This is a genomic window from Streptomyces sp. NRRL WC-3618 (genome assembly GCF_001280005.1).
GTDB lineage: Bacteria > Actinomycetota > Actinomycetes > Streptomycetales > Streptomycetaceae > Streptomyces.
In genome coordinates this window covers 1-26,277 of the sequence record NZ_LGDW01000485.1, presented here as the reverse complement: position 1 = coordinate 26,277, position 26,277 = coordinate 1, and the positions used below count along the sequence as shown (strand labels likewise).

Annotated in this window: 22 protein-coding genes and 1 pseudogene; 18 read left to right on the top strand and 5 right to left on the bottom strand. The window is 71.9% G+C overall.

The genetic code is table 11. The features are described 5' to 3' along the window. Positions 1-3: 3 nt before the first annotated feature. Positions 4-1,428, bottom strand: a complete 1,425-nt coding sequence (locus ADL01_RS38430; RefSeq protein WP_234354950.1) for a M1 family metallopeptidase — start codon at positions 1,426-1,428, stop codon at positions 4-6. 160 nt (positions 1,429-1,588) lie between these two features. Between ADL01_RS38430 and ADL01_RS38425 the strand changes: the two genes are divergently transcribed. Continuing rightward, positions 1,589-1,960 (top strand): DUF488 domain-containing protein, encoded by a 372-nt coding sequence (locus ADL01_RS38425; protein ID WP_053746718.1) that lies wholly within the window; start codon positions 1,589-1,591, stop codon positions 1,958-1,960. A gap of 7 nt (positions 1,961-1,967) precedes the next feature. Here ADL01_RS38425 and ADL01_RS38420 read toward each other — a convergent pair whose 3' ends face one another. Together ADL01_RS38420 and ADL01_RS38415 are read right to left on the bottom strand one after the other, a co-directional pair. Then, on the bottom strand, positions 1,968-3,641 hold the full coding sequence (locus tag ADL01_RS38420) for an FAD-binding dehydrogenase (protein WP_053746717.1): 1,674 nt from the start codon (positions 3,639-3,641) through the stop codon (positions 1,968-1,970). A gap of 17 nt (positions 3,642-3,658) precedes the next feature. Then, positions 3,659-4,300: a TetR/AcrR family transcriptional regulator gene (locus tag ADL01_RS38415; RefSeq protein WP_053746716.1), complete on the bottom strand. Its 642-nt coding sequence runs from the start codon at positions 4,298-4,300 to the stop codon at positions 3,659-3,661. Positions 4,301-4,430: 130 nt separating this feature from the next. Here ADL01_RS38415 and ADL01_RS38410 point away from each other — a divergent pair, with 130 nt between their 5' ends. The 3 genes from ADL01_RS38410 (at position 4,431) to ADL01_RS38400 (ending at position 7,192) form a co-directional block, all read left to right on the top strand. Further along, positions 4,431-5,057: an alpha-ketoglutarate-dependent dioxygenase AlkB gene (locus ADL01_RS38410; RefSeq protein WP_053746715.1), complete on the top strand. Its 627-nt coding sequence runs from the start codon at positions 4,431-4,433 to the stop codon at positions 5,055-5,057. Between the two features lie 89 nt (positions 5,058-5,146). Then, positions 5,147-5,887: an MBL fold metallo-hydrolase gene (locus tag ADL01_RS38405; RefSeq protein WP_053746714.1), complete on the top strand. Its 741-nt coding sequence runs from the start codon at positions 5,147-5,149 to the stop codon at positions 5,885-5,887. A gap of 54 nt (positions 5,888-5,941) precedes the next feature. Next, positions 5,942-7,192: a DUF4032 domain-containing protein gene (locus tag ADL01_RS38400; RefSeq protein ID WP_053746713.1), complete on the top strand. Its 1,251-nt coding sequence runs from the start codon at positions 5,942-5,944 to the stop codon at positions 7,190-7,192. A gap of 1 nt (position 7,193) precedes the next feature. Here the strand turns inward: ADL01_RS38400 and ADL01_RS38395 are convergent, their stop codons facing one another. Then, a complete protein-coding gene (locus tag ADL01_RS38395) occupies positions 7,194-8,066 on the bottom strand; it encodes a universal stress protein (RefSeq protein ID WP_053746712.1) in 873 nt (290 codons plus the stop codon). A gap of 63 nt (positions 8,067-8,129) precedes the next feature. On the opposite strand from ADL01_RS38395, the gene ADL01_RS38390 reads away from it, so the two are divergent. The 8 genes and pseudogenes from ADL01_RS38390 to ADL01_RS47015 all read left to right on the top strand — a co-directional run. Continuing rightward, positions 8,130-8,483, top strand: a complete 354-nt coding sequence (locus tag ADL01_RS38390) for a VOC family protein (RefSeq protein ID WP_053746711.1) — start codon at positions 8,130-8,132, stop codon at positions 8,481-8,483. Positions 8,484-8,583: 100 nt separating this feature from the next. Beyond that, positions 8,584-10,260: an FAD-dependent oxidoreductase gene (locus ADL01_RS38385; RefSeq protein WP_053746710.1), complete on the top strand. Its 1,677-nt coding sequence runs from the start codon at positions 8,584-8,586 to the stop codon at positions 10,258-10,260. Between the two features lie 11 nt (positions 10,261-10,271). After that, entirely contained in the window at positions 10,272-11,726 is a 1,455-nt protein-coding gene (locus ADL01_RS38380; protein ID WP_199835090.1) for an ATP-binding protein, read from the top strand. Beyond that, positions 11,723-12,073, top strand: coding sequence for a UBP-type zinc finger domain-containing protein (locus ADL01_RS38375; RefSeq protein ID WP_053746708.1), 351 nt, complete (start codon positions 11,723-11,725; stop codon positions 12,071-12,073). The genes ADL01_RS38380 and ADL01_RS38375 overlap by 4 nt, the downstream gene beginning before the upstream one ends. Positions 12,074-12,133: 60 nt before the next feature. Then, positions 12,134-15,091, top strand: coding sequence for a helix-turn-helix transcriptional regulator (locus ADL01_RS38370; RefSeq protein ID WP_053746707.1), 2,958 nt, complete (start codon positions 12,134-12,136; stop codon positions 15,089-15,091). Positions 15,092-15,180: 89 nt separating this feature from the next. Beyond that, complete coding sequence (locus tag ADL01_RS38365; protein WP_053746706.1) at positions 15,181-15,621, top strand: hypothetical protein; 441 nt, start codon at positions 15,181-15,183, stop codon at positions 15,619-15,621. A gap of 97 nt (positions 15,622-15,718) precedes the next feature. Further along, on the top strand, positions 15,719-16,474 hold the full coding sequence (locus ADL01_RS38360; protein WP_324614654.1) for an NADPH-dependent F420 reductase: 756 nt from the start codon (positions 15,719-15,721) through the stop codon (positions 16,472-16,474). Positions 16,475-16,706: 232 nt separating this feature from the next. After that, a pseudogene (locus ADL01_RS47015) lies at positions 16,707-16,808 on the top strand (SAM-dependent methyltransferase); the annotation flags it as partial. Between the two features lie 220 nt (positions 16,809-17,028). Here the strand turns inward: ADL01_RS47015 and ADL01_RS38355 are convergent. Then, the gene (locus tag ADL01_RS38355; RefSeq protein ID WP_053746704.1) at positions 17,029-18,201 is read right to left on the bottom strand and encodes an ROK family transcriptional regulator; all 1,173 of its coding nucleotides are present in this window, start codon (positions 18,199-18,201) and stop codon (positions 17,029-17,031) included. Between the two features lie 178 nt (positions 18,202-18,379). On the opposite strand from ADL01_RS38355, the gene ADL01_RS38350 reads away from it, so the two are divergent. From ADL01_RS38350 to ADL01_RS38325, 6 genes are all read left to right on the top strand, one after another. Then, complete coding sequence (locus tag ADL01_RS38350) at positions 18,380-20,509, top strand: alpha-galactosidase (RefSeq protein WP_053746703.1); 2,130 nt, start codon at positions 18,380-18,382, stop codon at positions 20,507-20,509. 114 nt (positions 20,510-20,623) lie between these two features. Beyond that, entirely contained in the window at positions 20,624-21,928 is a 1,305-nt protein-coding gene (locus ADL01_RS38345) for a CAP domain-containing protein (protein ID WP_053746702.1), read from the top strand. A gap of 83 nt (positions 21,929-22,011) precedes the next feature. After that, entirely contained in the window at positions 22,012-22,689 is a 678-nt protein-coding gene (locus ADL01_RS38340; protein ID WP_053746701.1) for an AIM24 family protein, read from the top strand. A gap of 204 nt (positions 22,690-22,893) precedes the next feature. Then, positions 22,894-23,940: a tetratricopeptide repeat protein gene (locus tag ADL01_RS38335; protein WP_053746700.1), complete on the top strand. Its 1,047-nt coding sequence runs from the start codon at positions 22,894-22,896 to the stop codon at positions 23,938-23,940. Beyond that, entirely contained in the window at positions 23,937-24,995 is a 1,059-nt protein-coding gene (locus tag ADL01_RS38330) for a polyprenyl synthetase family protein (protein ID WP_053746699.1), read from the top strand. Before ADL01_RS38335 ends, ADL01_RS38330 begins: the two co-directional genes overlap by 4 nt. 220 nt (positions 24,996-25,215) lie before the next feature. Beyond that, positions 25,216-26,277 (top strand): serine/threonine-protein kinase (locus tag ADL01_RS38325; RefSeq protein WP_159049746.1); only part of this gene is annotated, 1,062 nt, incomplete at its 3' end.

Sequence of the window (26,277 nt, the reverse complement as noted above, 5' to 3'; positions counted from 1 at the left end):
GTGTTACGGCGCGGTGGGCTTGCCCTTGGTGCCGATCCAGGTCCGGAAGAGGTTGTCCAGGTCCTTGCCGGAGATCCGCTCGGCGAGGGCGGTGAACTGGGCGGTCGTACCGTGCCCGTTTCGGTGCTGGGTGGCCCAGGTGCGCAGGGTCTTGAAGAACGCCTGGTCACCGACCGTCTTGCGGAGCTTGTGCAGGGCCATGGCGCCGCGGTCGTAGACGGGCCGGCCGAAGATGTTCGCGCCGCTGCCCGGGTCGGCGGGCGGGAACGACCACAGCTCGTTGTTCTTGGCCGTGGCGTAGAGGCGGTCGAAGGTCTTCTGGGCGCTCGGGCCGCCGTGCTGTTCCGCGTACAGCCACTCCGCGTAGGTCGCGAAGCCCTCGTTGAGCCAGATGTCCTTCCAGGTGGTGAGGGCGACGGAGTCGCCGAACCACTGGTGTGCGTTCTCGTGGACGAGGGTGCTCAGGTCGGGTGCCCGGTCGTACACGGGACGGGACTGCGTCTCCAGTGCGAAGCCGACCTGCGGGGCGCGGTCGACTATGGATCCGGCGGCGCGGAACGGGTAGGGGCCGAAGAGCTTCGCCTCCCAGTCCAGGACGGACGGCAGTTTCTTCAGCACGGGCGCGGCGGCGGCGGCCTCGCGCGGATCGACGGCGTTGTAGACCTTGATGCCGCTGCGGGTGGTGTACTGCTCGACCTTGAACTTCCCCACCGTGGCCGTGGCCAGATAGGAGGCCATCGGCTCGGACTGGCGCCAGCGGAAGGTGGTCTTGCCGGCGGCCGTCCGCTGGCCCAGGAGAACGCCGTTGGCGACCGCGGTGTGCCCCCGGGGGACGGTGATCGTGAAGTCGTAGGAGGCCTTGTCCTTGGGGTGGTTGTTGCCGGGGAACCAGCTCATGGAGCCCTGCGGCTCCCCGGCGACGAACGCGCCGTCGTCGGTGGTGATCCAGCCGTCCTTCGAGCCGTCCGGGTCGGTGACCGCCTTGGGGACGCCCGTGTAGCTGACGGCGACCTTGAACGTCTGGTCCTTGTTCAGGGCGCGGCGCGGGGTGACGGTCAGTTCCTGCCCGGAGCGCCGGAAACCCGCGTTGACGCGGTCGACGGTGAGCGCGGTGACCTTCAGGCCGCTCAGGTCGAGGTTGAAGCGGGTCAGCTTCTGGGTGGCGCGGACGGTGAGTACGGCCCTGCCGTCGAGGCGGTGGCTCGTGGGGTCGTAGCGGAGGTTCAGGTCGTAGTGGCCGACGTGGTAGCCGCCGTTTCCGGCCTGCGGGAAGTACGGGTCTCCGACTCCGGAGGCGCCTGCCGTCGCGGCTCCCGCGGGGCCCGCGGCGGCCAGCAGGGCCGCGAGTGCGACGGGCACGGTCGCGACGACGGCGTCACGGCGCAGAACGGTGGTGCGTATGCCTGCGTACTTCCTGGGGGGTCTCACGCGAGCTCCTACGGTATGAGATCTGATCTTCTTCAGGGTTTTCACCATAGAGGCGCCACCGCGCGGTTTCCTCCTCCAAACGGTCAAGTTGCGAGACTTACCGACCGGACAGATCATGCTTTCGGTCCCGTATCTCTTCCCCCACTGCCGGAGGCCGCTCGTGACCGTTCACGTCCGCCGTGTCCACGAACCTCCCGAGCCGGACGACGGGGTACGCGTCCTGGTCGACCGGCTCTGGCCGCGCGGCCTGTCCAAGGAGGCGGCGCGGGTCGACGAGTGGCCGAAAGCGCTCACCCCGTCGACCGAGCTGCGCCGCTGGTACCACGCCCAGGAGGACATGTCCGACGCGTACGACGAGTTCCGGCGTCGTTACGAGGCGGAGCTGGCCGCGCCTGACGCGGCGGAGTCCCTGGACGCGCTGCGCACACTCGCCGCCAAGGGACCGGTGACGCTCGTGACCGCCACCAGGTCCCCCGCGCGGAGCCATGCTTCCGTGCTGGCCGAACTGCTGACGTCCGGAGGAGGGCGCTGAAGCCTTCTCAGACCGTCGCCCGTGCCGCCGCCCGTCCCGCCGCGCGGCCCGAGAACAGGCAGCCGCCGAGGAAGGTGCCCTCCAGGGCGTTGTAGCCGTGGACGCCGCCGCCGCCGAACCCGGCGACCTCACCGGCCGCGTACAGGCCCTCGACGGGTTCGCCCGTCGCGCCCAGCGCGCGTGAGTCGAGGTCCGTCTGGATGCCGCCGAGGGTCTTGCGGGTGAGGGTGTGGAGCTTGACGCCGATCAGCGGGCCGGCCTCGGGGTCGAGGATGCGGTGCGGGACGGCGGTGCGGCCGAGCCGGTCGCCGATGTAGCGGCGGGAGTTGCGGATGCCCTGGACCTGGGCGTCCTTGCTGTACGGGTTGGCGATCTGGAGGTCGCGGGCCTCGATCTGGCTGCGCACCCGGGCCACGTCGAGGAGCGGCTTGTCGGTCAACTCGTTCATCTTGCCGATGAGTTGGTCGAGGGTGCCGGCGACCACGAAGTCCGCGCCGTTCCTCACGAAGTCGGCCACCGGGCCGGGGGCGCCCTTGCCGAGGATGCGCTCCTTGAGGAACGCCTTGCGGTTCTTGGCGGTGATGTCGGGGTTCTGCTCGGAACCCGAGAGCGCGAACTCCTTCTCGATGATCCGCTGGGTGAGGACGAACCAGGAGTGGTCGTGCTCGGCGAGATCCTCGGTGGTGCGCAGGTACTTGAGGGTGCCGAGGGTGTCGTACCCGGGCAGGCACGGGTCGGGCAGGCGGCGGCCGAGCGCGTCGAACCACATGGAGGACGGGCCGGGCAGGATGCGGATGCCGTGGCCGGGCCAGACCGGGTTCCAGTTCTGGATGCCCTCGGTGTAGTGCCACATGCGGTCGCGGTTGACGAGGCGGACTCCGGCCTCGGCGCTGATGGCGAGCATCCGCCCGTCGACGTAGGCGGGCACCCCGGTGACCATGGTGGCCGGCGCCGTGCCGAGCCGCTCGGGCCAGTACTGGCGCACGATGTCGTGGTTGGCGCCGATGCCGCCGGTGGTGACGATCACGGCCTGGGCGGTGAGTTCGAAGTCGCCGATCCGCTCCCGGTTGGAGGCCACTCCGCGCGCGGAGGTGTCCTCGGCGAGGACCGTGCCGCGTACGCCGCGCACGGCGCCCTCCGTGACGACGAGTTCGTCGACCTGGTGGCGGTGGTGGAAGGTCAGCAGCCCGGCGCGGGACGCCTGCTTGGCGCTGCGCACGAACGGTTCGACGACTCCGGTGCCCGTGCCCCACGAGACGTGGAAGCGCGGTACGGAGTTGCCGTGTCCGTGGGCGCGCAGGTCGCCGCGTTCGGCCCAGCCGACCGTCGGCAGGAACGAGATGCCGTGACCGGCGAGCCAGGACCGCTTCTCTCCGGCCGCGAACTCGACGTAGGCGCGCGCCCATTTCACCGCCCAGGAGTCCTCGTCGTCGACGCGGTCGAACTGGGCGCTGCCCTGCCAGTCGCTCCAGGCGAGGTCGAAGGAGTCCTTGACGCCGAGGCGCCTCTGCTCCGGTGAGTCGACGAGGAACAGCCCACCGAACGACCAGAAGGCCTGTCCGCCGAGGTTGGCGGCGTTCTCCTGGTCGACGAGCGCGACCCGCCGGCCCTTGCTGGTCAGCTCGTGGGCCGCGACGAGTCCGGCGAGGCCGGCTCCGACGACGATGACGTCCGCATCCATGGCGACCGTTCCCTTCCTCATCCGCCGCTGTGCGCGGCCGGGTTGTCGTGGCCGTCGGTGAGCAGTGCGGTGAGCAGCTGTTTGAGCCACACGCGCGCGTGCTCGACGTCCTTGTCCAGCAGCAGTTGGGTCGTGACGCCGTCGTACGCGGCGATCACCGCGTGGGCGGCGCCCTCGGTGTCGCCGAGTACGGCGGGCAGTTCGGTGTGCCCGGTGGCCCGGGCGAGCCGGTCCGCGACGGCCCGTCGCAGCCGCTCCCGTTGTTCCAGGAGGGTCCGGGCGACGGCCGGGATCCGGGCCGCGTGGACCAGGAAGTCGGTCTTGACCAGCAGCCAGTCGAGGTCGAGCAGCAGGACCTCGGTGACCCTGTCGACGGCCGCGGCCACGTCGAGATCGGGACCGTCCAGGGCGAGCGCGCCCGCGACCTGGTCGGCGATCAGTCCGGCCCGTTGCGCGTAGAGGGCGAAGAACAGCTCGTCGAGGCTGTCGAAGTTCGAGTAGAAGGCGCCTCTGCTGTAGCCGGCGGCCTCGCAGACCTCCTCGATCGAGACCCGCCCGAACCCCTTCGCGGCGAAGACCGCGAACGCGGCCTCCAGCAGATTGGCCCGCGTCCGCACGCGCCGCTTGGTCACCCGCCCCGTCGTTCCCTCGACCGCCATGTTCCGGCCCTCCGTTCGATACAGGAATGTATCCGATACATCGATGTATCCAAAAGGGGGCGCAGGGGAGCGATTTTTCACCACTCACCAAATAGGAACATGCATTCGAACACGGGAGTAAGCTGGCGCCATGACCGCGCATCTCCAAGGCTCTCTCTTCGATCAGACCGACGAGATCCGGCTGGGCGCACTGGCCGGAACACACCGCACGACGCTCGGTCACGGTGCCTGGATCGACGAACTCCCCGGCTGGCTCCACGGGGCCGACGCCCTGTTCGAGCTGCTGGCGGCCGAGGTTCCGTGGCGGGCCGAGCGCCGGAAGATGTACGACCACGTCGTGGACGTCCCCCGGCTGCTGGCCTACTACGGCGAGGGGGACGAGCTGCCGCACTCGGTGCTGGACGAGGCACGGAACGCGCTCTGCGCACACTACGCCGCCGAGCTCCGGGAGCCGTTCACCACGGCCGGGCTCTGCTACTACCGCGACGGGCGGGACAGCGTCGCCTGGCACGGGGACCGGACCGGGCGGGGTGCGCGCGAGGACACCATGGTCGCGATTCTCTCCGTCGGCACACCCCGCGACCTCATGCTGCGGCCGGTGGGCGGCGGTGAGACGCTGCGGCGTCCGCTCGGGCACGGGGACCTGATCGTGATGGGCGGCTCCTGCCAGCGGACCTGGGAGCACGCCATTCCCAAGAGCACACGAGCCACGGGTCCCCGGATCAGCATCCAGTTCCGGCCGCACGGGGTGGGGTGAGCACCGGCTGCCCGCCCGGTGGTGAGCCGCTCCCCCGGCGTCTGCTTTGCTGTGGGTCATCCGGCAGCGCTCTGCAGAACGGGAAGATCATGCGGGCAGACGTCCAACAAGTCGCCGATGGCATTCACCTCGTGCACGGAAGCAACACCAACTGGGTGATCCTCACCGAGGGCGACGCCGCCACCCTGATCGACACCGGGTACCTGGGCGACCGGCAGCTGGTGCTCGACTCGCTGACGCAGGTGGGCAGCTCACCGGAGGCGGTCACTGCGGTACTCGTCACGCACGCCCACAACGACCACCTCGGCTCGGCCGAGTACCTGCGTTCCACCTACGGCACGCCGGTACTGACACACGAGGCCGAAGTGCCGCACGCGCGCCGGGACTTCCTGCACCAGGTGAGCGTCGGGGAGGTGCTCAGGAACGGGTGGCGGCCGGGGGTGCTCCCCTGGGCGGTGCACGCGATCCGCTCCGGCGGCACCACCCGGGTGCCGGTCGCCGAGCCGCAGCCGTTCCCGGAGGCGCTCGACCTGCCCGGCGGGCCGGTCCCCGTCCACACCCCTGGGCACACCGACGGGCACTGCGCCTTCCACCTCCCGGACGCCGGAGTCCTCGTCTCCGGCGACGCCCTGGTCAGCGAGCACCCGACCTCCCGGCTCAAGGGCCCGCAACTGCTGCCCGACATGTTCCACCACGAGCGCGCGCGTGCGGTGGCCTCGCTGGACCTGCTCGAAAAGCTCCAGGCCGACGTCCTGCTGCCCGGCCACGGACCCGTGCACCACGGCAGCGTGCGGGAGGCGGCCCAGCAGGCGCGGGAGCGGGCACACTGAGCAGGCACTTTAGAGTGACCTGACGATCACCGGCGGAACGAGAACGGTCGAGCCATGGCATTGCAGATCAGCGCCACCAACCCCGAGCATCCCGCACTCCTGCTCGAACTGCCGTGGCACCTCCCGCTGGAGGAGTGGCCCGACCGCTACCTCGTTCCGCTGCCGCGCGGTATCTCCCGGCACGTCGTGCGCTACGCCCGCGCCGGCGACGAGGTCATCGCCGTCAAGGAACTGGCGGAACGCCCCGCCCTGCGCGAGTACGAGCTGCTGCGGGACCTGGACCGGCTCCGCATCCCCGCCGTCGACCCCCTGGCCGTGGTCACCGGACGCGCCGACGACGAGGGCGGCGCCCTGGAGCCGGTGCTGATCACCCGCCACCTCGGCGGCTCCATGCCGTACCGCTCGATGTTCGAGACGACGATGCGCCCCGCCACCATGCACCGGCTGATGGACGCGCTGGCCGTCCTGCTGGTGCGGCTCCACCTCGCCGGGTTCGCCTGGGGCGACTGCTCCCTGTCCAACACCCTCTTCCGGCGTGACGCGGGCGCCTACGCCGCGTACCTGGTCGACGCCGAGACGGGCGATCTGCACCCGCAGCTCAGCGACGGACAGCGCGAGTACGACCTCGATCTCGCCCGCGTGAACATCAGCGGTGAGCTGCTGGACCTGGAGGCGTCCGGCGCTCTGCACCCCTCCGTGGACCCGATCGAGTTCGGCATGGAGATATGCGCGCGCTACCAGCGGCTGTGGCAGGAGCTGACCCGCACCTCCGTCTACCCGGCGGGCAAGTACCACTACATCGAGCGCCGCATCCGGCGCCTCAACGAGCTCGGTTTCGACGTGGCCGAGATGCAGATCGAGCACTCCTCGAACGGCGACACGGTGACCTTCGTACCGAAGGTCGTCGACGCCGGTCACCACCAGCGGCAGCTGTTGCGGCTGACCGGGCTCGACACCGAGGAGAACCAGGCCAGGCGCCTCCTCAGCGACCTGGAGAGCTGGATGGCCACCCAGGACGACTACGAGCCCGGCGACCCCCTGGGCGCCAGCCCGGAGGTGCTCGCGCACCGGTGGGTGCGGGAGGTGTTCAGGCCGACCGTCCGGGAGGTGCCGCGCGTGCTGCGCGGGAACGTGGACCCCGCCGAGATCTACCACCAGCTCCTGGAGCACCGCTGGTACCTGTCCGAGCGGGCGCAGCACGACATCGGGCTGGACGAGGCGGTCAAGGACTACATCGTGAACATCCTGCCCAAGGCCCGCCAGTCGTTGCCCCTGCCGACGGACGAGACGGCGCCGCCCGGCTGAGTCACTCGTGCGGGACCACGGCCACCGGGCAGTGCGCGTGGTGCAGGACGCCGTGGGCGACCGAGCCGATCCGCGCGCCCACGGCCGAGCGGTGGGCGCGCCGCCCGACGACCAGGAGCTGCGCCCGCGCGGCCTCCGACAGCAGCACCTCCCCCGCGCTGCCCATCTCCACGTGCTGGGTGACCGGCACCTCGGGGAAGCGCTCGCGCCACGGCTCCAGCGCGGCGGCCAGCGCGTTCCGCTCGTACGGTTCCATGCCCCCGGCCTCGTCGAGGAGCTTCAGCGAGCCCGGGCTGTACGCGAACATCGGCGGCAGGCTCCAGGCGCGTACGGCGCGGACACCGGCGCCGCGAGCCGCCGCGGCCTCGAACGCGAACCGCAGGGCCGGCGTGCTCTCCTGCGGGTCGCCGTGCTGGCCCACGACGACGTCACGTCCGGCGGCCTCGTCGGAGGCGCGGTCCTGCGCCCGGACGAGGACGACGGGACGCGTGGACTCGGCGATCACGTGCTGCCCGACGGAGCCGAGCAGGAACCCGAGGACGGCCCCGTGCCCACGGGAGCCGAGCACCAGCGTCTCGGCCCGCGCCGCGGCCTCGGCGAGGACGTCCGCCGCACCGCCCTCCACCACGTCGACGGTGAGGTCCAGCTCCGGATGCCGTTCGGCGACGCTCCGCGCGGCCTCGTCCACGCCCTCGCGCACCCACTGGTCGTGGGTCTCCCGGCTCGCGGCCCCGAACGCCTGGTCCGGCACCAGCTGCCAGGCGTGCACCAGCCGCAGCGGGAGGTCACGGCGTACGGCCTCCCGGGCCGCCCAGGCCAGCGCCGCGTGACTTTCGGGCGATCCGTCCACCCCTGCCGTGATCGGGCGCGTCATACGGTTGCCTCTGGGTCGTGATCTTGGATGCGTACCGGGACCAGTCTTCACTACCCTGCACTCATGACCTTGGAATGGGAACAAGTGATCGTGAACGCGGCGGACCCGGCGGCGCTGGGCCGCTGGTGGGCCGATGCCCTCGGCTGGGTGGTGGTCGACGACTCCCCCGAGGAGTACGAGATCCGGCCCGCCCCGGACCGGATGCCCGGCCTGCTGTTCGTGCACGTCCCGGAGCCGAAGACCGTCAAGAACCGGCTGCACCTCGACTTCCGGCCCGACGACCGGCAGGCCGAGGTCGACCGGCTGCTGGCCCTCGGAGCTCGCCACACGGACATCGGCCAGGGAGAGCAGTCCTGGACCACTCTGGTGGACCCGGAGGGCAACGAGTTCTGTGTGCTCGGCTCGCGGCGGAGCTGACCGGAGCGAAGCGGGACGATCGAACATACGATGAATCGAAGGCGACGCGGCACCGTGCTGACGCCGCCCGGTGATGCCGAGCGCTCGGGGTGGGAGACGTATGCCACAGGCCGCGGACACGGCGCGGACCGTCATCATGACGGTGGACGACGACCCCGGGGTGTCCCGGGCCGTCGCCCGCGACCTGCGGCGGCGCTACGGCGAGTCGTACCGGATCGTGCGCGCCGAGTCCGGGGAGTCCGCGCTGGACGCGCTGCGGGAGCTGAAGCTGCGCGGTGATCTGGTCGCGGTGATCCTGGCCGACTACCGGATGCCCCAGATGAACGGCATCGAGTTCCTCGAACAGGCCCTGGACGTCTATCCGGGCGCCCGGCGGGTGCTGCTCACCGCGTACGCGGACACGAACGCGGCGATCGACGCGATCAACGTCGTCGACCTCGACCACTATCTCCTCAAGCCGTGGGATCCGCCGGAGGAGAAGCTCTACCCGGTGCTCGACGATCTCCTCGAGGCGTGGCGGTGCAGTGACTTCCGGCCCGTGCCGAGCACCAAGGTGATCGGTCACCGGTGGTCGGCCCGCTCGTCGGACGTACGGGAGTTCCTGGCCCGCAACCAGGTGCCGTACCGCTGGTACTCCACCGAGGAACCCGAGGGGCAGCGGCTGCTCGCGGCCTGCGGCCAGGACGGGCAGCGGCTGCCGGTGGTGATCACGGCGGACGGTACGCCGCTCGTCGAGCCGGAGGTGCCGGAGCTGGCCGCTCAGGTGGGGCTGGCGACGACGCCCACGGCCGACTTCTACGACCTGGTCGTCATCGGCGGCGGGCCCGCCGGGCTGGGCGCGGCCGTGTACGGGGCCTCGGAGGGGCTGCGGACGGTGCTGGTGGAACGGTCGGCGACCGGCGGGCAGGCCGGGCAGAGTTCACGCATCGAGAACTACCTGGGCTTCCCGGACGGGGTGTCCGGCGGCCAGCTCACCGACCGGGCGCGCCGCCAGGCCACGAAGTTCGGCGCCGAGATCCTCTCCGCGCGCGAGGTGACCGGCCTGGAGGTGAGCGGTGCGGCGCGGCTCGTGCGGTTCTCGGACGGGTCTCAGATCGCCGCGCACAGCGTGATCCTGGCGACCGGTGTGTCGTACCGGCAGCTGGAGGCGCCGGGCGCCACCGAGCTGTCGGGCTGCGGGGTGTTCTACGGGTCGGCGCTCACCGAGGCCGCCGCCTGCCAAGGCCACGACGTGTACATCGTGGGCGGCGCCAACTCGGCCGGGCAGGCGGCGATGTACCTGTCCAGGGGCGCCAAGTCGGTCACGCTGCTGGTGCGCGGAGCGGATCTCACGGCATCGATGTCGCACTACCTGGTCCAGCAGATCGCCGAGTCGCCGAACATCTCGGTGCGGGCCGCCACGGTCGTCGAGGCCGCGCACGGCGGCGACCATCTCGAGCAGCTGACGTTGCGCGACACGGCGAGCGGGCAGACCGAACTGGTCGACGCGCAGTGGCTGTTCGTGTTCATCGGCGCGGCCCCGCTGACCGACTGGCTGGACGGCACGGTGCTGCGGGACGAGCGCGGGTTCATCCTCGCCGGTCCCGACCTGACCCCCGACGGACGGCCGCCCGCGGACTGGGAGCTGGACCGGCCGCCGTACCACCTGGAGACCAACATCCCCGGTGTGTTCGTCGCCGGGGACGCGCGCGCGGAGTCCGCCAAGCGGGTCGCGTCCGCCGTCGGAGAGGGAGCCATGGCCGTGATGCTCGTCCACCGGTATCTGGAGCAGTCGTGAGCGGGCGGTTGATGCCGTGCAGCCCGGCGGAGATCGGTGCGCTGTTCCTGTTCGAGAAGCTGACAGCCGAGCAGCTCGGCAGGCTGTGCAGCGAGGGACGGGTGGAACTGTTCGACCCGGGGCCGGTCTACGCCGAGGGCGACCCGGCGACCTGCTTCTACGTGATGATCGAGGGCACGGTCGTCATGTCGCGCCGGGTGGGCGGCGACGACGTCGAAGTGAGCCGCACGTCCCAGTCCGGGGTGTACGCGGGGGCCGTCCAGGCGTACCTGGGGGACCGGAAGCCGCAGCGGTACATGAACTCGGTGCGGGTGTCGCGGCCCACCCGGTTCTTCGTCCTGCCCGCCGACTCGTTCGCGAAGGTCATGCACGAGTGGTTTCCGATGGCGGTGCATCTCCTGGAGGGGCTGTTCCTCGGTTCGCAGACCACTCAGCGGGCCGTCGGGCAGCGTGAACGGCTGCTGGCGCTGGGCTCGTTGTCCGCGGGTCTCACCCATGAGCTCAACAACCCGGCCGCGGCGGCCGTACGGGCCACCTCGTCGCTCAGGGACCGGGTCGCGCACATGCGCAACAAGCTCGGCATCATCGCCTCGGGCCCCTACCAGCGCGACGCGTTGAAGGCCCTGGTAGACATCCAGGAGCGTACGGCCGAACGGGTCGCCAAGGCACCGGCGTTGAGCCCGCTCGAAGCGTCCGACCGCGAGGACGAACTCGCCGACTGGCTCGACGACCACGGCGTCCAGGGCGGCTGGCAGATCGCGCCGACCTTCGTACAGGGCGGTCTCGACGTCGACTGGCTGGAACAGGTCGCGGCGGCCGTCGACGAGGAGATCCTTCAGAGTGCCGTCGGATGGCTCAACTACACGGTCGAGACCGAGTTGTTGATGTCCGAGATCGAGGACTCCACCACCCGTATCTCGCACCTCGTCGACGCCGCCAAGCAGTACTCGCAGCTGGACCGCGCCCCCTACCAGGTCGCCGATGTGCACGAACTCCTCGACAGCACACTGCTGATGCTGTCCGGCAAGATCGGGCCGCTCGTCAAGGTCGTGAAGGAGTACGACCGTTCGGTGCCCAGGATCCCGGCCTACCCCGCCGAGCTGAACCAGGTGTGGACCAACCTGATCGACAACGCGGTCTCCGCCATCAACAGCGCGGGCGGCGAAGGGACGTTGACCGTACGGACGGCGCTGGTGCACGACCGGCTTCTGGTCGAGTTCCGCGACACGGGCCCGGGGGTGCCGGCGGAGATCCGGGGCCGGATCTTCGACCCGTTCTTCACCACCAAGCCGGTGGGTGAGGGTACCGGGCTGGGGCTCGACATCTCCTGGCGGATCGTCGTCAACAAGCACCACGGTGACCTGAAGGTCGAGTCCGTACCCGGCGACACCCGCTTCCAGGTGCTGCTCCCCCTCACCGCCGCCGACCCGGATGCCGCCCCCGACCCGGCCCAGGAGCCGTCATGACCAAGGACACCGGAATCGATCCCAGCGTCCCGCCCAGCGGCGCCGGATGCGTCGAGTGCGACGCCGACGGCGGCTGGTGGTTCCATCTGCGGCGCTGCGCCCTGTGCGGCCACATCGGCTGCTGCGACGACTCGCCCGCCAAGCACGCCACCGGCCACTTCCGGGACACCGGCCATCCGGTGATCCGCAGTTACGAACCGGGCGAGGCCTGGTTCTGGAACTTCGAGACGTCCGAGCTCTACGAGTCCGGCCCGGCCCTGGCCGCCCCGACGAGCCACCCGGCCGACCAGCCCGCACCGGGACCGGCGGGACGGGTGCCGGCGAACTGGGCGGAGATCCTGCGCTGAGCCGTGACCGGCCAGGGCTGTCAGTCCAGGGCTGTCAGTGGTGCGTGTCAGGATTGATCTGTGCCGCAGAACCTGTTCGACACCCCCCTCATCGGCCGCGACGACGAGCTGACCCGTCTCGCCGCTGTGCTGGACCGTGCCCGGGTCCGTGAGGCCCGTGCCGTGCTCATCGCCGGGGACGCCGGGGTGGGCAAGACACGGGTGCTGGCGGAGGCGGCCGGGCGGGCCTCGGACCGGGGGATGACCGTGCTCACGGGGCACTGTGTCGATCTCGGTGACGTCGGTCTGCCGTATCTGCCGTTCACCGAGATCCTGGGGGTGCTGGCGGCCGACGAGCGGTTCGCCGGGGCGCTCGCCGCGCATCCCGTGGTCGGTCGGCTGCTCGGCGGCGGGGCGGACGACGGGGCGCGGGACGCCGGTGGGCGGCTGCGTCTGTTCGAGGGCATGGCGGGCCTGCTGGCCGCTGTCACCGAGGTCGCGCCGCTGCTGCTCGTCCTGGAGGACCTGCACTGGGCCGACCAGTCCTCCCGGGATCTGCTGCGGTTCCTGCTCAGCCGGGGCGTGCTCCAGGGATCGGCGGGCGCCCCTGGTCACCGGCTCGCCGTGTTCGCCTCGTACCGCGCCGACGACCTCCACCGCCGCCATCCGCTGCGCCCGCTGCTCGCGGAGCTGGTGCGGCTGCCCGCCGTGGAAAGGCTGGAGCTACGGCCGATGGCCGACCCCGAGGTGGCCCGGCTGGTGCGCGCCCTGGGCGAGGGGCCGCTGCCGGACACGACCGTGCGGCGGATCGTCGAGCGGGCCGAGGGCAACGCCTTCTACGCGGAGGAGCTGCTCGCGGCCACCGACACGGAATCGGGCGGTGTACCCAGCGGGCTCGCCGACGTTCTCCTGATCCGCTTCGAGCAACTGTCCGACACCGCCCAGCAGGTGCTGCGCACGGCCGCCGTGGCCGGGCGGCGCGTCGAGCACGAGCTGTTGAGCGACGCCGTCCAACTGCCGCAGGACGAGCTGGAGTCGGCGCTGCGCGAGGCGGTCGGACGGCAACTCCTCGTCCCCGGCGAGGGCAACACGTACTCCTTCAGACACGCCCTCGCCCGCGAGGCCGTCTACGCCGACCTGCTGCCGGGCGAGCGGTCGCGACTGCACGGGGCGTTCGCGCGGCTGCTGGCCGGGCGGGGACGCCCCGCCGAGAGTGCGGCGGAGCGCGCGCACCACTACCGGGAGAGCCATGACCTGGCCGAGGCGCTCACCGCGTCGCTGGAGGCCGCCGATCACGCCGCTCGCGTCGGCGCGCCCGCGGAGGAGCTGCGGCATCTGGAGGCCGCCCTCGACATGTGGCCGGCGGTGGAGGCCGGCGCCCGGCCCACGGGCGAGGGCCTGGACACGGTGACGCTCATGCTGCGGGCGTCCGCCGCGGCGGCCCATGCCGGGGAGGCGCATCGCGCGGTGTCGCTCACCCGGGCGGCGCTCGCGGGATCCGGCCGGGACACGGACGCCGAACTCGCGGCCCGCGTGCGCTACACGCTCGCCGACAACCTGATGACCATCGATCACCTGTCGGCCGCGTACGCCTACAGCAGCGAGGCACTCGCCCTGATCCCGGCCGACCCTCCGTCGCGGACGTGGGTGTGGGCGGCGGCCACCCATGTCATGGCGGCACGGCAGATGGGCGACAACGTCACCGCGCTCCGGGTGGCCCGGCAGGCTCTCTCGGTCGCCGAGCGGTTGCAGGCCCTCGACGCGCAGGCCGATCTCATGATCTCCGTGGCCGGTCTCGAAGAAGGGGGCCGTCGCACGCCCGAGGCCCGCGAACGGTTCCTGGAGGCCCGGGAACTGGCCCGGCACTCAGGCTGTACGCCGGTGGAGATGCGCGCGCTGTTCAATCTCGCGATCGGCAGCTTCGAGTCCGGTCTGCTGGAGGAGAGTCTGCCGTGGCTCTCCGAGGGCCTGGACCGCGCCCGCCGCGTCGGCCTCCTCTCCTCGCCCTACCCCCTGGAGATGCGCTATCTGCACTCCTTGGTGCTGTACACGCTGGGCCGGTGGGACGAGTGCGCCCGCGCGGCGGCGGCCGACACCGAGGTGCTGCCCGCGGCTGCCGGTTATGTGGCGGGGCCTTCGCTGTACGTGGCGCTGGCACGCGGTGATCTGGGCGCCGCCGACCGCGCCCGGGCTCTTCTCGACGGTCCGTTCGACTGGATGGCCACGCTGGTCGCGAGCATCGTGCTCACCGACGCCGCCGCGCTGGCGGGTGACCCCGAGGCGGCCGTGGAGCGCGTGCGCGGCACGGTGAAGGCGCTCACCGACGACGCCGGGGCCCGCCCGGAGGTAGCGGTGCGGCTCGTCGCCCTGGCGCTGGCCGCCGTCGCCGACACGGCCGTCCGCCTGCGCCGGTCCGGCGACGAGGCGGGGACACGGCGGTGGACGGACACGGCGGCCGAACTGATGGAGCTGGCCAGGACCCGGGGCGCGATCGGTCGCGACGGCAGCCCACAGGGCCCCGAGGGACACGCCTGGCTGGCTCGCGCCGAAGCGGAGTGGGCACGGGCGACGGCCGGTCCCGAAGCGGGGGCGTGGGAACGGGCGGTCACGGGGTTCGGCTTCGGCGACGTCTACGAACAGGCCCGTTGCAGAAGGCGGTTCGCCGAGGCTCTGTTGGCGGACGGCCGCCGTGAGGAGGCCGCCGCACAGGCGCGCGCGGCCCGCGAGACGGCGGTACGTCTGGGCGCCACGCCCCTGCTCCAGGAGGTGGACGCCCTCATCCGCCGCGGCCGGCTCACGGAACCCTCTCCCGTCGGGGATCCCGGCACCGTCCCGACGCCCCTCACCGCCCGCGAACAGGACGTCCTGCGGCTCCTCGCCCTCGGCCGCAGCAACCGTCAGATCGGCGAGGAACTGTTCATCAGCGGCAAGACGGCCAGTGTCCACGTCTCCAACATCCTGGCCAAGCTGGGCGCGGCGAGCCGTGGGGAGGCGGTGGCGGTCGCCCACCGCGAGGGGCTGATCCAGGCGGCCTCGTAGGCGCAGGACGCCACCGACATGGACCCGGCCTGCCTGGCTGCCGAGGCCCTGGTGCGCGGAGTGGCGGCGGGGCAGGCTAGCTTGCTCGGATGAGTCTCCTTGATGATGTGGCCGAGCGTGACGGCTGGCGGTGCTGGGTGTGCGACGAACCGGTCGACCCCGACAAATCGGTGAACGACCCGCAGGGGCCCAGCGTCGACAGCCGGACCGCCGACCGGAAGGCCAAGGTCGCCGAGCGGCTTGCACACCGCGGATGCAACACCCGCAAGGGCGCGGTCAAGGCGGTCATCGCCTGGCCGGACAGCCTGTACGTGGTCGAACCCGCGCCGCTGATGGCCGTTGCCGCGAGGTTGGAGCGCAAGGGGGGCCGCGAGATGGTGGGCCGTTGTCCGACCAAGCAGGACGCCCAGGAAGCGGCGGACTGGCTGGTGGACCGGTTCTCCCGGCTGACACCAGGGCTGCCGGTGAGCGCCGACATCGAGGCGGGCGGCGGCCAGTTCCTCGTCATCCTGGCCACCGGCCGCCGCTGAGCGGGGATCAGCAGCGCACGCCCGGGGGGGGCGCCGATCCCGCTCCTGGTGACCTTCGTGGACCGGCGGCTTCGTAGCGCCTGCCCCACCAGGCGTTCTGAGGCGACTGCACGCCGACGGGAATGCGGGGCAGCGGCGGGGGGTTCGGACTGTCGCGAGGCCTGACCACCCCTCACGCACTGGAGACACCATGAAGATCGGCATCATCGGCGCAGGCAACATCGGCGGCAACCTGACCCGCCGGCTCACCTCCCTCGGGCACAAGGTGTCCATCGCCAACTCGCGCGGCCCGCAGACCCTGAGCGCCCTCGCCGAGGAGACCGGCGCGACCCCGGTCACCGTCGGCGAAGCGGCGTCCGGCGCCGAGGTCGTCGTCGTCACGATCCCCTTGAAGAACGTACCCGACCTGCCGTCGGGCCTCTTCGACAAGGCGGCCGAGGGCTTCGTCGTCATCGACACCGGTAACTACTACCCGAAGCAGCGCGACGGCCGGATCGCCGCCATCGAGGACGAGGGCCTGACCGAGAGCCGCTGGACGGCGGAACACCTCGGACACCCCGTGGTCAAGGCCTTCAACGGCACCTACGCCGACGACATCCTGACCAGGCCTCTCCCGGCCGGGGACCCCGACCGGATGGCCCTGCCGGTCGCCGGTGACGACGAGGCGGCCAAGAAGAAGGTCCGCGCCCTGATCGACGAACTCGGCTTCGACACCGTCGACGCGGGCGGCCTCGACGACTCCTGGCGCCAGCAGCCCGAAACCCCCGTGTACGGGCTGCGTGCCGGCGTCGAAGCCGTCACGAAGGCCCTCGCCGAGGCCTCCCCGGAGCGCAAGGACGCTTTCAAGGGCTGACGGGCCCCCGGGACCCGCTGAGACGGCGCTCTCAAACGAACGGTGCGACCAGGGTGGTCGGGGTTGCTGACGGGCTGCGGAGAGTCGGCCGTCGAAGGCGATACCGAAGGCGATCAGTGCGCGCGTGACCGGCTGCCCGCGAATGAACCTGGCTCCACTCCTCAGCCCCCTTGGCACGATCATCCGGGCCGGCGCAGTGACTGATGAGCAGGAGCGGGCGCAGCCGTCGGGAGTGTGGGCCACGGCGGTGGGGGTGGCCCGGGCGCGGGCGCTGGAGACCGAGCGGGAGAACGCCCTGTTCCGCGACCCACTGGCCCATGCCTTCGCCGCTGCCCGGCGACCCGGCGAGCCCGCCGGCCGGGCACGGATGGAAGGCCGGCAGCCGCAGCCCTGCGCGAGCGCGCTGCCGCCTCCGGCCGCCCGATCAGCACCCGCCGCAGCGCTCGCGGAGCAGCCTGGCGGACTGATCTCGGCGATCCGCCGGCAAGCCCCCGGGCAGTCGGGCGGGGCCCGGCGGGGGCCGCCTGATCAGCCTGGATCTGCCTGCGCGGCTCCTAGTCGTCCGCCCTGATGAACGACCGGATCGCCGTCGCCGCCGCCCCCCGCGCCCACTCCTCGAAGGGCAACGGCCGGGTCAGCAGCTCGCAGCGGGCGGCGGAGCCGAAGGCGGTGGCGGTGAACGCGTCGCGGATCTGCTCGGCGAACAGGTCGTACGCGGCCAGTCCCTCGCCGGAGATGATCAGCCGTTCGGGGCCGAGCAGATTGGCCACGGTGGCGATGACCCGGCCGATCGCCGCACCCGCCCGCGCGTACACCTCCCGCACTCCGGGATGACCGGCGTGGGCCAGGGCGACGGCCTCGGCGCTGTCGGTGATCGCGCGGCCGGTGACCTCCCGCACCCGGGCGACGATCTCCGCGTCCCCCGCGAACGCCTGGAGGCAGCCGCGCTGGCCGCAGTGGCAGGGCGGGCCCGCCGGATCGACGACGACGTGCCCGATCTCACCGGCCACCCCGTACGCCCCCGCGACCACACGCCCGTGGACGACGAGCCCGCATCCGACACCCGCGCCGACCGTCACCACGGCGAAGTCGGACAGCCCCACCCCGGCGCCGAACCACTGCTCGGCGACGGTGAGGGCACGCACGTCGTTGTCGACCGTGACGGGCAGCCCCGTCGCCGTGGCGGCGAGTTCCGCGAGCGGCAGGTCACGCCAGTCGAGGAACGGCGAGTAGCGTACGGCGCCCTCGGCACGGTCGACCTCTCCGGCGACGGCCATGCCGCAGCCCAGTACCGGCACCCCGAAGCCGTCCGCCTCGGTGAGCAGTTCCCGCACCAGTTCGGCGACCGAGGCCAGCACCGCCTTGGGAGTACGGGCGGGCAGCGGGAGATCCCGGGCGACGCGGACGCGGCAGCACAGGTCGGTGAGCACGCCGAAGATCTCGTCGCCGGTGATCTTGATGCCGATGAAAAGTGCCCTTCCGCCGTCGACGCGCACGAGGTTCGCGGGCCGCCCCAGCACCGGCCGGGTCTCGGCGTCCGCGTCCTCGACCAGGTAGCCGGCCTCGAGCAGCGGACGGACCGCCTTGGTGACGGCGGCGGCGGACAGCCCCGCGCGCCGGGCCGCGTCGGCGCGGGTGAGCGGGCCGTGGGACAGAACCGTGGTGAAGATCTGCGCGGCGGCCGGTGTGTGGACCGGAAACATCTCGGCACGGCTGGTCGAGGGCATGGCCGGAACCTAGGCCGGTTATTTTCCTCTGTCAATGAAAGAAGCATGGATGGGATGATCCATCGCCACAGGCCCGTCAAAGCTTGCGAAAGACTGTTACAGGCATCCCATTGACACATGATCCATGGTCACGGTTGAGTTCGCCGAGGAACACCCAGTATCACGAACGTGAGGCACCATGCCGCTGATCTCCCATTCCCCGGACACCGGGGTCTGGCTGCTGACCACCCCGCGCACGTCGTACGCGCTGCGGATCGACGAGAGCGGCGCGCCGTGCCATCTCGCGTGGGGGCCGCGGCTGACCCTGGCGGAGGCTGGCGCGCTCATTCCGCCGGCGCAGGACATGGCGAGCAGTTTCGAGGGGCGGCCTCCGGTGGGCGAGGAGCTCCCCGTCGACGGCGGCACCCGTTACGGCACGCCCTCGCTCCAGGTCCGGTACGCGGACTTCTCGCGCGGCTTCGAGTGGGTGCCGACCGGTCACCGGGTCCTCGAACCGGCGCCCGGGGCGAGCGAGCTGGTACTGGAGTTCCGCGACCGCCTCTACCCCCTCGATGTCGCGCTGCACTACACGGTCCGCGCCGACACGGACGTCATCGAGCGCCGGACCGTGGTGCGCAACGCCGGTGCCGAACGCGTCGACCTGCTGCGTGCCGACTCCGCCGCCTGGACGCTGCCGCCGCTGCGCGACTACCGGCTCAGCCATGTCACCGGCCAGTGGTCGGCCGAGAGTCAACTGCGGCGTGACACACTGCCGTTCGGCGAGACGGTGCTGACCAGTCGGCGCGGTACCACCAGTCATCACGCCAACCCGTGGGTGATGCTCGACTCGGGCGAGGCGACGGAGGAGCACGGCCGGGTGTGGAGCGCGGCCCTTGCCTGGAGCGGGAGTTGGCGCATCACCGCCCAGCGCACCCCCGACGGGCTGGCCGGCTTCACCGGAGGCGTGGGCCATGACGGGACGAGCGTTCCGCTCGCGCCGGGCGAGGAGTTCACCACGCCGGTGTTCGCCGGGCTGTGCGTGGACGGCGGGTTCGGCGCGGCGAGCCGTGCGTGGCACACGTACACGACGACCCATGTGCTGCCCCGCGCAGGGGAGTTGGCGCCGGTGCTCTACAACTCATGGGAGGCCACCGGTTTCGACGTCGAGGAGGCGAGCCAGCTGGCGCTGGCCGAGCGGGCCGCCCTGCTCGGGGTGGAGCTGTATGTCGTCGACGACGGCTGGTTCGGGGCGCGGCGCAGCGACCGGGCCGGGCTGGGTGACTGGACGCCGACTCCGGAGCGTTTCCCCGACGGGCTCAAGCCGCTGGCGGACGCCGTACACGGGCTGGGAATGCGGTTCGGGCTCTGGGTCGAGCCGGAGATGGTCAATCCGGACAGCGCGCTGTACCGCGAGCACCCGGACTGGGTGCTGCATGTGCCCGGCCGGGCGCGGACCGAGATGCGCAACCAGCTCGTCCTGAACTTCGCGCGGGACGACGTGGCCGAGTGGGCGTACGGCTGGCTGACCCGGCTGGTCGGGGACCACGGCGTCGACTTCCTCAAGTGGGACATGAACCGCGCCTTCGGCGAGTCGGGCTGGCCGGGGCAGCCGGACGGCAACGACCGGCTGTGGACGCGCTACGTCGCGAACCTGTACGACGTCATCGACCGGCTGCGCGCCGACCACCCCGGACTGCGGGTGGAGACGTGCAGTGGCGGCGGGGGCCGGGTCGACCTCGGCATCCTCTCCCGTACGGACCAGGCGTGGACGTCCGACAACACCGACGCCGTGGACCGGCTGGTGATCCAGCACGGTTTCGGGCAGGTGTATCCGGCGCGTGCCATGTCCGCGTGGGTGACGGACGTGCCCAACCAGCTCACGGCGCGTTCGGTGCCGCTGCGGTTCCGTTTCCACGCGGCGATGTGCGGGCTGCTCGGGATCGGCGGTGACCTCACGCAATGGTCGCGGGACGAGCTCGCGGAGGGCGCGGCGCTGGTGGCCGAGTACAAGAAGGTGCGGCATGTGGTGCAGCACGGTGAGCTGTACCGGCTGTCGGAGCCGCTCGGGGAGGAGCCGACGGTCGTGCAGTACGTCGGTGAGGACGCGGCCGAGGCCCTGGTGCTGGGCTTCCGGTACGGCCCTCGGCACGGTCTCCCGCGCATTCCGGTGCGCCTGCGGGGTCTGACGCCCGGCGCGAGGTACCGGGACGCGCACACGGGTGCCGTCCATCACGCGAACGTGCTCGGCGAGTACGGGATGCGGCTCGACCTCGCGCCCGGCGACTGGTCCAGCACGGCTGTGCACCTGGTGCGCGCAGAAGAGTCGTAGCCGGACAGTTCCCCGGCCGGCGCCGCAGTCGGTCGGGGAACCGCGGTGCCCCGGCCGGGCGTTACAGGGGCAACGCCCCCATGGGGCACGAACCACGACTCCAGGGCGGGCGCGATGAGCGAGTTGGTCCCCGGGGGCAACACGCCCCTGCCGGGTGGCACCCTCACGCTCCGGGTGCCGGGCCCCTTCGATGTGAGCGCGCTGGTGACGGACGACGGCGGCAAGGTCAGGGGCGACGCCGACTTCGTGTTCTACAACCAGCCGACGGCGCCGGGAGCCCGGCTGCACGGTGACACCCTCACCGTCGACCCGGCGGCTCTGCGCCCCGGCGCCACCCGGGTCACGGTGGTGGTCAGCGCCGCCGACCCCGGTACGGCGCTGGGCGCGCTGCCCGCGCCCACGCTCCATGTCACCGGCCCCGGTGGCCACGCGTTGACCCGGTTCACACCTCCGCGCCCGCGGCGGGAGACGGTACTGCTGCTCGCCGAGCTCTACCGGCGGGGCACGGCCTGGAGGCTGCGCGCGCTGGGTCAGGGGTACGCGGACGGGCTGGCAGGCCTCGCCCGGGACTTCGGGGTGGATGTCGCGGACGACGCCTCATCGGCCGGCGCGCCCTCCGGTACCTCGGGCTCGCCGGATCCCGCTGCCGCGGGGTTCCTCGCCCTCGTCAACTCCGCCCGGGTCGCCGCCGGTTCCCCGACCGTCTCGCTGGACGCGCGGCTCTGCGCCGCCGCGCGGGCGCACACCGCCGACATGGCCTCGGCCGGCCGCCTCGGCACCGAGAGCCGGGACGGCACCTCCGTCCACCAGCGCGTCACCAGCACCGGATACACGTATCTGACCGTCGGCGAGCACCTGGTCTCCGGGCCGCGTACGCCCGAGGAGTTCGTCGACTACTGCCTGCGCACGGAGCAGGCCCGGCGCACCCTGCACGAGCCGGCGTTCACCCAGGTCGGTCTGGCGTTCGTCACCGGGTCCGGCACGGGTGACACGTACTGGACCGCCCTCTGGGCCCGGCCCCTCAGGCCCGGGGATCTCGAACGGACGGCCGCCGAGGTCATCGACCTCACCAACCGGGAGCGGGCCCGGGCCGGACTGCCGTCGCTGGCCCCCGACGCCCCGCTCACCCGTGCCGCGCAGGCGCACAGTACGGACATGGTGGTCCGCGCGTTCTATTCGCACACCGGGCCCGATGGCAGCCAGCCATGGGACCGGGCGGCAGCGGCGGGGTCGGCGCGGCGGACGATCGGCGAGAACATCGCGTGCGGTCAGCGCTCCCCCGCCGAGGTCGTCGAGGGATGGATGAACAGCCCCGGACACCGGGCCAACATCCTCAAGCGGGAGTTCACCCACATAGGCATCGGCTTCGCGGGCGGCGGCAAGGCGGGCACGTACTGGACCCAGCTCTTCGGCGCCTGAACGCCCCTGGCCCGAACACCCTTGGGATTCCCCTTACCCGCGTTCACCTGGCGGAACGACACCGTCCGGGACACGATGCCCGTATGAAGGGTGATCTTTTTTCCAGTGAGTACATGGTGCAGCCGGCCACAGCGCCCGGGATGTCCGTCGAGAACGCCAAGTCCATCAAGTACGCGGTCAACGGCGAGATGTTGGCCCGGCAGGGCGCGATGATCGCCTTCCGTGGCAACCTCCAGTTCGAGCGCAAGGGGCAGGGTGTCGGCGGCATGCTGAAGCGTGCGGTCACGGGTGAGGGGCTGCCCCTGATGACGGTGCGCGGGCAGGGCGAGGCGTGGTTCGCGCACGAGGCGCAGAACTGCTTCGTCGTCGAGATCGACCCGGGTGACGTCTTCACGGTCAACGGCCGCAACGTGCTGTGTTTCGACGCGTCGCTGACGTACGAGATCAAGACCGTGAAGGGGGCGGGGGTCGCCGGCGGGGGCCTGTTCAACAGCGTCTTCACCGGGCAGGGAAAGCTGGGGCTGATGTGCGAGGGCAATCCCCTGGTGATACCGGTCTCGCCTCAGTATCCGGTGTACGTCGACACGGACGCGGTCGTCGGCTGGACGGCGAGTCTCCAGACGTCGCTGAACCGTTCGCAGTCCTTCGGCTCGATGATCCGTGGCGGCTCCGGCGAGGCCGTCCAACTGATGCTGCAGGGCGAGGGGGTCGTCGTCGTGCGGCCGAGCGAGGCGACTGCGCCGAGGCCCCAGCAGCACTGACGCCACCACCATCGGCGTTCCGAACGTGATCTGCGCCGCACAGGCAACCCTGCGGCCGTCGCCGCCGTCTTGAGCTATGACACCCCCCGACAACAACGACCACAACTGACGACATCTGAGGCCGCCCCGGCCCGAAAGGCCGGGGCGAATTTTCGGCACACTATGCACGACATGTATACGCTGAGCGTATACCGAAAGGGTTGTATGTACGGCAAGGCATTCGCCCCCGAGTACCAGGGCGCACTTACCGGTCTCTCGGTGAACTCCTCCCTGGTCGACGTACTCGCCGCGGGCACCGAGCAGTTGGCGTCCGCCGAGCGGGCCGGGCGGCGCGCGGAGGCGGCCCGTTCGGGGCTCGCGGTCGCGGAGGCGCACCGGCGGCTCGGGCACGTCGGCGACGCCGACCGGGCCTGGAAGGCGAGTTACCGCGCGGCCCGGGCGGACGGGGACATCGCGGCGATGGCGTGGGCGCTGTGGAGCGGCGGCACCCTCGCCCGACAGCGGGGCGCGTTCGCGCTGGCCCGGCGACTGCTGGGACTCGCCGCCGAGTTCGGCGAGCGCGGCGGCGACATCGTCGTACGCGGCTACTCGCTGGCGGGGCTGGCTGAGACCGGCCGGATCCAGGGCGACTACGAGGCGGTCGGCCGACTGCACGAGCAGTTGCTCGCCGAGGCTCGCAGGCGCGGTGAGGCGCGGCACACGGTGTGGGCGCTCGAGGGCATCGCGCAGATGCACCGCAACACCGGCTCGTACGACAGCGCGTACGCCATGTTCGAGGAGGCGGCGGAGATCTCCGCGCGGGCCGACGACCGGCGTGGCCACGCCTGGGCGTTGCGCGGACTCGCCGACATCGTGTCCGTGCGCGACGGGGACACGGAACGCGCCCTCGCGCTGCTCTCGGAGGCGGAGGAGAGCTGCACGGCGATGAACCTGTCCAGCGCGCTCGCCTACAACCACAAGATGCGCGGCAACGTCCTCTATCGCGCGGGGCGTTACACCGAGGCACGCGACCTGTATCTGCGGGCCCTGGCGGAGTTCCGTGCCATGAGTGAGCCGCGTGGTGAGGCGCTGTCACGTCTGGGACTGGCCAAGTCGCTGGCCCGCCTGGGCCACGACCGTACCGAGACGGCCGCTGAACTGGCCGAGCTGGCCGGCGAGTTGGAGCGGATAGGACTGCGGCACGCTCGCGCGATGGTGGCGCGGGCGCAGACCGAACTCGGCCTCGACACGGACCCGGAGGCCGCACGATGACGCCGCCGGGCTCCCGGTCACTGGCGCCGGCGGCCCCGTCCGTGCCCCAACTCCTCAACCGGTGCCGTGACCTGGTGCGGCCCGCGCTCACCGAGGCCGTCGGACGGCTGCATCCCTGGCTGGGCGAGATGGCCGCGTACTCCTTCGGCTGGTGCGAGGTGGGCGGTACTCCCGTCGACGCGTCCGGCGGGAAGGGCGTACGGCAGGCGCTGGCCGTGCTCGGCGCGGAGGCGGCCGGGGCGCCCGCGCGGTCCGGGGTCGCGGCGGCGGTCGCGGTGGAGCTGGTGCACACCTTCTCCCTGCTGCACGACGACATCATGGACGGCGACCCGACCCGGCGCCGGCGCGCCACCGTGTGGAAGGCGTACGGGACCGGTCCGGCCGTGCTCGCGGGCGACGCGCTGTTCGCCCTGGCCGTCGAGACGCTCGCGCGGACGCCGGGAGGCCCGGCGGGGATGCGGCTGCTGTCGGCGGCGCTGACGGATGTGGTGTCCGGACAGGCCGACGACCTGCTGTTCGCCGCCCGCCCGTGGACCGGGCCCGAGCGGGTGCGGCCCGAGGAGTACCGGACGATGGCCGAGCGCAAGACGGGGGCCCTGCTCGGCTGCGCGCTCGCGCTGGGAGCCGCGCTGGGCGGCGCCCCGCCGGCGACGACGGCCGCGCTGGAGCGGGTGGGACGGCATGCCGGCGCCGCCTTCCAGATGGTCGACGACGTGCTCGGCATCTGGGGCGATCCGGCCGTCACCGGCAAGCCCGTCCACGGCGATCTCCGGGAGCGCAAGAAGTCGTATCCGGTACTGGCCGCGCTCGACGCGCCGGTGCCGGCCGCCCGGCGGCTCGCCGAGCTCCTGGAGTCCGTCGACACGCCCGACGAGGCACTCGCGCGCCGGGCGGCGGCGCTCGTCAGGGAGGCGGGCGGCCGTACGGCGGCCCTCGCGCAGGCCCGCCGGCACGTCGCGGCGGTCGAGCGCGGCCTGGACGACCTGCCCCTGACGGGCCGGGCGGTCGACGAGCTGCGGGCGCTGCTGGGCTTCCTGGCGCGCCGCGAGCTGTGAGCCGGGCCGGGGGATCCGGCGCGGAGGGATCCGGTGGGGAGATCGTGCGTGGGCCGTCACGCAAGGACCAGGGAATGCACCCATTTCTTCGCACAGTTGCTCGGCGCAGATGAATAACAGGAGAATCGGGCCCGGGAGTTGCGGAATATTTGAACAGACCCCATCGCACCCCTCGTACCTCTGGGAAAGGTGAGAGCCAGGGGTTCAGCGAGGGATGGCCATGGTCAAGGCGCACGTCTCCACACATGAGTTGGTGGCCGGAAGGTACCGACTCCTCGATGTCATCCATCGCGAGACGAATCGGGTCTCCTGGGCCGGCGAGGACACCGCATCCGCGCGCCCGGTCGTCCTCACCCAGATCCAGCTCCCTCCCGATCCCCGGGAACAGACCGCGCGCCGGACCATCGCCCGGGTGACGCGCGCCTCCGAGATCCTCGGACTGGTCCTCCCCGGCCAGGTGGGCGTCGTGATCGACGTCCTCGAGGAGTTCGGCACTCTGTGGACGGTCGCCGAGTGGATCGACGGCACGCCGCTCAGTGAACTCCTCGAACGGCAGGGCACGTTCAACTACGTGCGGGCGGCACGCATCACACTCGAGGTGCTCGACGCGCTGGAGGCCGCGCACCGCGAGGGCATCGTGCACGCCGAACTCAGCCCCGGCCAGGTGTTCGTGCGGGACCAGGGCCCGGTCGTGGTGACCGGTTTCGGCCTGGCGGGGGCCACGTCCCTGTCGCGGGTCGGCGCGCCCTCGTACGCCTCGCCCGAGCAGGCCCACGGTGCGCGCGCCGAACCGTCGGACGACCTGTGGGCGCTCGGCGCGATCCTCTACGCGATGGCGGAAGGCCGGCCCCCCTTCCGTGACCGGGGGCGGCCCGACGCCACGCTCCGGGCGGTCGACCGGCTGCCGCTGCGCAGCCCGGTGCGCGCCGGCCCGCTCACCCAGGTCATCCAGGGGCTGCTGCGCAAGAGCGCCCGGGAACGGCTGACGGCTCCGGTGGCACGGGACGCTCTGCTCCGGGTCATCAGGGACGAACCCGGCACCTCGGACGAGGCGATACCGTCCGTCCGGCCGGCCGACGGCGCCACCGCGGGCGCCGCGCGGCGCCGGGTCGGTACCCGGGACGGCCGCGTCGCCCGCACACTCGTCCTCGCGGGCTCCGCCCTGGTCGTCGTCACCGTCGCCGTCCTGGCCACGACGGACAACCTGCCCGGCATCAACGCCTCCGCGTCCGGCGCGGACACCACCCCCTCTGCCGTCGCACCCCCCGCCCCTGTCCCGTCT